Raw genomic sequence first — 4,523 nt, forward strand, 5'->3', positions numbered from 1 at the left:
GGTGACAGACACCCCTCGCGGACAAATGAGTGGAAAGTGTCTTTTTGTGGTGACAGACACCGTCCGTGGACAGAAAGTGGGAAAGTGTCTTTTTGTGGTGTCTGACACCCTTCGTGGGCAGAATGTGGGGAAGTGTCTTTTTAGGGTGTCTGTCACCGGTCGTGGACAGATACACCCTTTTTGTCCGTGTGGAGTGGACAGTTGGCGAAACAATACAAAAAAACTGACCCAACTTAGTTGGGTCAGTCAGTGATTCTTATGTTCTACTACTTATTTTTTAAGCTTCTGCCAAGTTGCGTCGAAGGCTTTCATTGTGTCTTCTTTAGATGCTTGGCCGCCAACGTATGCTTGAAGAGCTGCACCGAATTCTTGACCAGCACCGTCTGGGTACTTCATGAACTGCCAAGAGTATGTTTTGCCTTCTTGAGAGTACTTCAGAAGGTCAGCGCCTAGAGGGCCGATGTCGTCAGCTGAAGCCTCAACAGACTTGAATGCAGGGATGTACTTGAATTCTTTTGTTAATGCAGTCTTACCAGCTTCAGAGGTAACCATCCAGTTTAAGAAGTCTTTTGCTACTTCTTTTTCTTCATCCGTTGAACCGTTGTGAACAACCCAGTTACTTGGAACGTCAACCATTAGCTTATCTGTTTGAGCTTCGTCATCTGTAAGTGGCATTGGAATAAATCCAACTTCAATTTCAGGGTTGATCTTGTCTAACATTGGTTGAATCCAGTTCCCTTGTTGCGTCATTGCAGCTTCACCTGTAGCGAATAGCGTTACTTGTGTATTGTAGTCAGTTGTTAATGGATTTTTGTTACCATACTTAATCGTTAAGTCGATTAAATCAAAGTACTTGCTCACGAATTCGTTGCCTTCAATTTTACCAGAACCGTCATTTAAGCCAGTGAAGAACGCGTCAGTGTCTTCTTGGTAAGCAAATGGAACGTTTAAGCCGTGGTTTGCTAATACCCACCATTCGCCATAACCGATTGAGAATGGAGTGATGCCAGCATCTTGAAGTTTCTTAGCAGCTGCTTCTAATTCAGAGAATGTAGTAGGAAGCTCTGTGATACCTGCTTTTTCGAATAATTCTTTGTTATAAGCAAAGCCGTAACCTTCCATGTTTAAAGGCATACCGTAGATTTTTCCGTCAGATGTCATTCCATCTAAAGTACCTTCGAATGCGTCAGCTACCCAAGGTTGATCAGATAAATCTTCTAACTTATCCTGCCAAACAAGTAATTGTGCATCTCCGTCATTTGTGAAAATATCAGGTGCTTTATTTGAAGCAAATTTTGCTTTTAGTGCAGCAGCACCGTCCGCACCGCCACCAACTGTTTCAATATTAAAAGTCACATCAGGGTGTTCTTTTGTATACTCATCTGTTAACGCTTTCAATTGATCAGCAATTTCAACCTTCCCTTGGAAAATATCAATTACTACTTTATCACTGTTGCTAGCACCTTCTTTGTCGCCAGAAGTGCTATCGCTTGAACAAGCTCCTAAAAGAAGTGAGGCAGACAATACACCTGCTAAAACAGAATACTTTTTCAACTTTAAAGCCATTTTTGTTTTCCCCCTTGGAAAAAGATCTTTAAAATTTTTATATTTGATTCCACAGCCTGAGCCAGTCAGACCGTGGAGGTAAAACCCTTACTTAATCGAACCACTAGTAATCCCCTTAATGATGTGTTTTTGCATCGAGAAGAAGAAAATCAATAACGGAATGATACCAAGTACCAATGCAGCTAGTGCTAAATCCCATTGCTTCGTATATTGACCGAAGAAGAAGAAAGTCGCAAGTGGAATCGTTCTTAGCTCCGGATCCTGAAGAACAAGAGACGGCAATAAGAAGTCATTCCAAATCCATAAGCTGTTTAAAATCACAATCGTCACCGTAATCGGTTTTAATAATGGAAAAACAATTCTCCAGAAGACACCGAATCTAGAACAACCATCAATGATCGCTGCTTCTTCCAGTTCAACCGGAATTCCTTTAATAAAACCGTGGTACAAGAATATCGTCATTCCAGATCCGAAGCCTAAATACATAATCACAAGGCCCCACACGCTGTTCAGTAATCCAAAATTTCCAGCTGTTTTAATCAGCGGAATCATAATTGATTGGAACGGAATAATCATCGCAGCAACGAAGGTCATAAAGATGATATTACTAATCTTCTTTTTCGTACGAACGAGCATATACGCCGCCATCGAGCAAAAGATCACCAAAACTACATTACTCGCAATCGTTATAATCAACGAATTTTTAAAAACATTAAAGAAATCAAGCATTTCAAAGGCTCGTACATAGTTATCAAACTGAAACACTTTCGGTAGTGCCGAGGTATTCGTTAAAATCTCAGCAAAAGGCTTCAAGGAGTTTGAAACGACATAATAGAAAGGGACTAAGAACAAGAGTCCGAGCACAATCGCAACGATTTCAACACTAAAGGTTCTCCATGAATACTTGTGACCCATCACGATTCAACCTCCCTTTTCTTAGAAATCGTTACTTGTAGTACAGTAATCGCAGCTACGACAAGGAAGAAGATCAATGCCTTTGCTTCACCAATTCCGTAACGGTTATTAACGAAAGCCTCTGTGTAAATATTAAGCGCTAACATCTCAGTTGATTTAAATGGTCCACCATTCGTTAGCGATAGGTTCGCATCAAAGATTTTAAAAGATGATGCTGTTGTTAAGAATAAACAGATCGTTACAGCTGGTGCAACTAATGGCATCGTGATGTGACGGAGAATTTGAAATCTGTTAGCCCCGTCAATTCTTGCTGCTTCAATTAATTCTTGTGGAACATTTTGTAGTGCCGCGATATAGATGATCATGATGTAACCAGCACCTTGCCACACGCTGACAATCACAATTCCCCAAAAGGCTGTGCTTGCATCTCCTAGCCAAGCTAGTTCAAAAAGTGGAATTCCTGTGATTTCGCCGATAGAAGCGAATCCTTTTACAAAAATAAACTGCCAAATGAATCCTAGTAAAAGACCACCAAGTAGATTCGGCATGAAGAAGACTGTTCGTAGAATATTTCTCGTTTTCAGCATTTGTGTCACGAGAATCGCTAATCCAAACCCGATCACGTTTGTTAGCAAGATTGCTACAACCGTATATTTCGTCGTTAGAAGGAAGGAAGCGTGAAACTGTTTATCTTCAAAAATCAAATACTTAAAGTTATCAAGTCCAACCCACTGGACCGACCCCGTAATCCCGTTCCAATCCGTAAATGCATAATAAACACCCGAAAAGAAAGGAATTAAGACAATTAAGGTAAATGCTAAGAACACAGGTCCAACGAATAAGGTGAACAATCCTGCATCTTTCAGCTTCTTTTTACTAAACAAAGGAGTGGACACAGCTTTTTGCGTGCGTTTCTCACTAATAACAACTGCCCCGTCAACTTCTTTTACATTACTTTGACTATTCATCCCCTGCACCTCCATAGTCCTATTTTCAACTATTTTAAAAAACTATGAAACGGCTTACATTGACCAACAGGGTGGAAAATATTGAACGGTTTCATTTTTTACACCCTCTGTTGAAGTCCAAGAAAATTGTGCTACAATGAGTGGGATTTCGTGTCCAGAGGAGGAGCAGGGAGCTATGAAGTGGGGAATTCGAAAAAAGTTAATCATCTTTTTAATGCTGGCAACCATCCTTCCATTTGGTACAGCGATTGGAATCACCTATTACCAAACAACCAACTCTATTAATGAGCAGTTTGTCTCCACGAATCATGACCTTATCACAAAAGGTGAGCAGGAGCTGACGGTTTATTTGGAAGATATTGCACAAATGTCAACGGTGCTCTATCGCTATGACCCGTTAATGAGCGTGATGAGAGAAGGAGTATCGGGAGACATTGGGAGTAATCAAGAAGAAATTCGACGCGCGCTAGCGTATTTATTTAATACACGTCCTGAAATTGAACAAATGCATCTGTATATTGATAAGGATAAGGACTCGTTTACGAACTATCATTCTACGATTAGTGGCAGGGGTGAATACGAGAATATCATGTCGCATCCTTATTATGCGCAGCTGCCCAATCATGATGATTTTTATTTAATTGAACCGCCACATGAAATATCCAGCTATAACAATATGGCCTTTATACCCAAATCACAGAGTACAAAGGTCCTCAGCTTTCATAGCATCATTCGCGACGTACCAGCGGAAGATATACTAGGTTTTCTTTCAATTGATATTAATTTATCAAGAATCGGTGCGGTAGCGGATCGATTATATACGAAGGAAGCCGAAGAGCTTTTCATTGTGAATGACCAAGGAACCGTGGTGTATTCCTCTAATGAAGAGGTGATTGGAGAACCGATGACCGAGGGTTGGTACGAGTCAATCAAGGAGCAACCAGCATCCACCAAGAGCCTTGAGTGGGACGAAGGGGTGATCGTGTTTGACCAATTTTCAGGGCCTGTGGAAAATTGGTATATTGCGAAGCGAATTCCATATGATGTTTTGTACCAAATTGCTCGTCAGACAGC

At 40.9% G+C, this 4,523-nt stretch carries 4 protein-coding genes; 1 reads left to right on the forward strand and 3 read right to left on the reverse strand.

Annotated elements, in window-relative coordinates; translation table 11 throughout:
* Positions 1 to 270: 270 nt before the first annotated feature.
* From ACGLXV_RS25550 to ACGLXV_RS25560, 3 genes are all read right to left on the reverse strand, one after another.
* Entirely contained in the window at positions 271 to 1,566 is a 1,296-nt protein-coding gene (locus tag ACGLXV_RS25550; RefSeq protein ID WP_119710210.1) for an ABC transporter substrate-binding protein, read from the reverse strand.
* 87 nt (positions 1,567 to 1,653) lie between these two features.
* Positions 1,654 to 2,481 carry a carbohydrate ABC transporter permease gene (locus ACGLXV_RS25555; RefSeq protein ID WP_391560841.1) on the reverse strand — a complete coding sequence of 276 codons (828 nt, stop codon included), beginning with the start codon at positions 2,479 to 2,481 and terminating at the stop codon, positions 1,654 to 1,656.
* Complete coding sequence (locus ACGLXV_RS25560; RefSeq protein WP_119710208.1) at positions 2,481 to 3,449, reverse strand: carbohydrate ABC transporter permease; 969 nt, start codon at positions 3,447 to 3,449, stop codon at positions 2,481 to 2,483. Before ACGLXV_RS25560 ends, ACGLXV_RS25555 begins: the two co-directional genes overlap by 1 nt.
* Positions 3,450 to 3,624: 175 nt before the next feature.
* Here ACGLXV_RS25560 and ACGLXV_RS25565 point away from each other — a divergent pair.
* A partial coding sequence (locus ACGLXV_RS25565) for a cache domain-containing protein (protein ID WP_391560840.1) occupies positions 3,625 to 4,523 on the forward strand: 899 nt, incomplete at its 3' end.

The sequence above is a fragment of the Robertmurraya sp. genome (genome assembly GCF_036676585.1).
Classification (GTDB): domain Bacteria; phylum Bacillota; class Bacilli; order Bacillales; family Cytobacillaceae; genus Robertmurraya_A.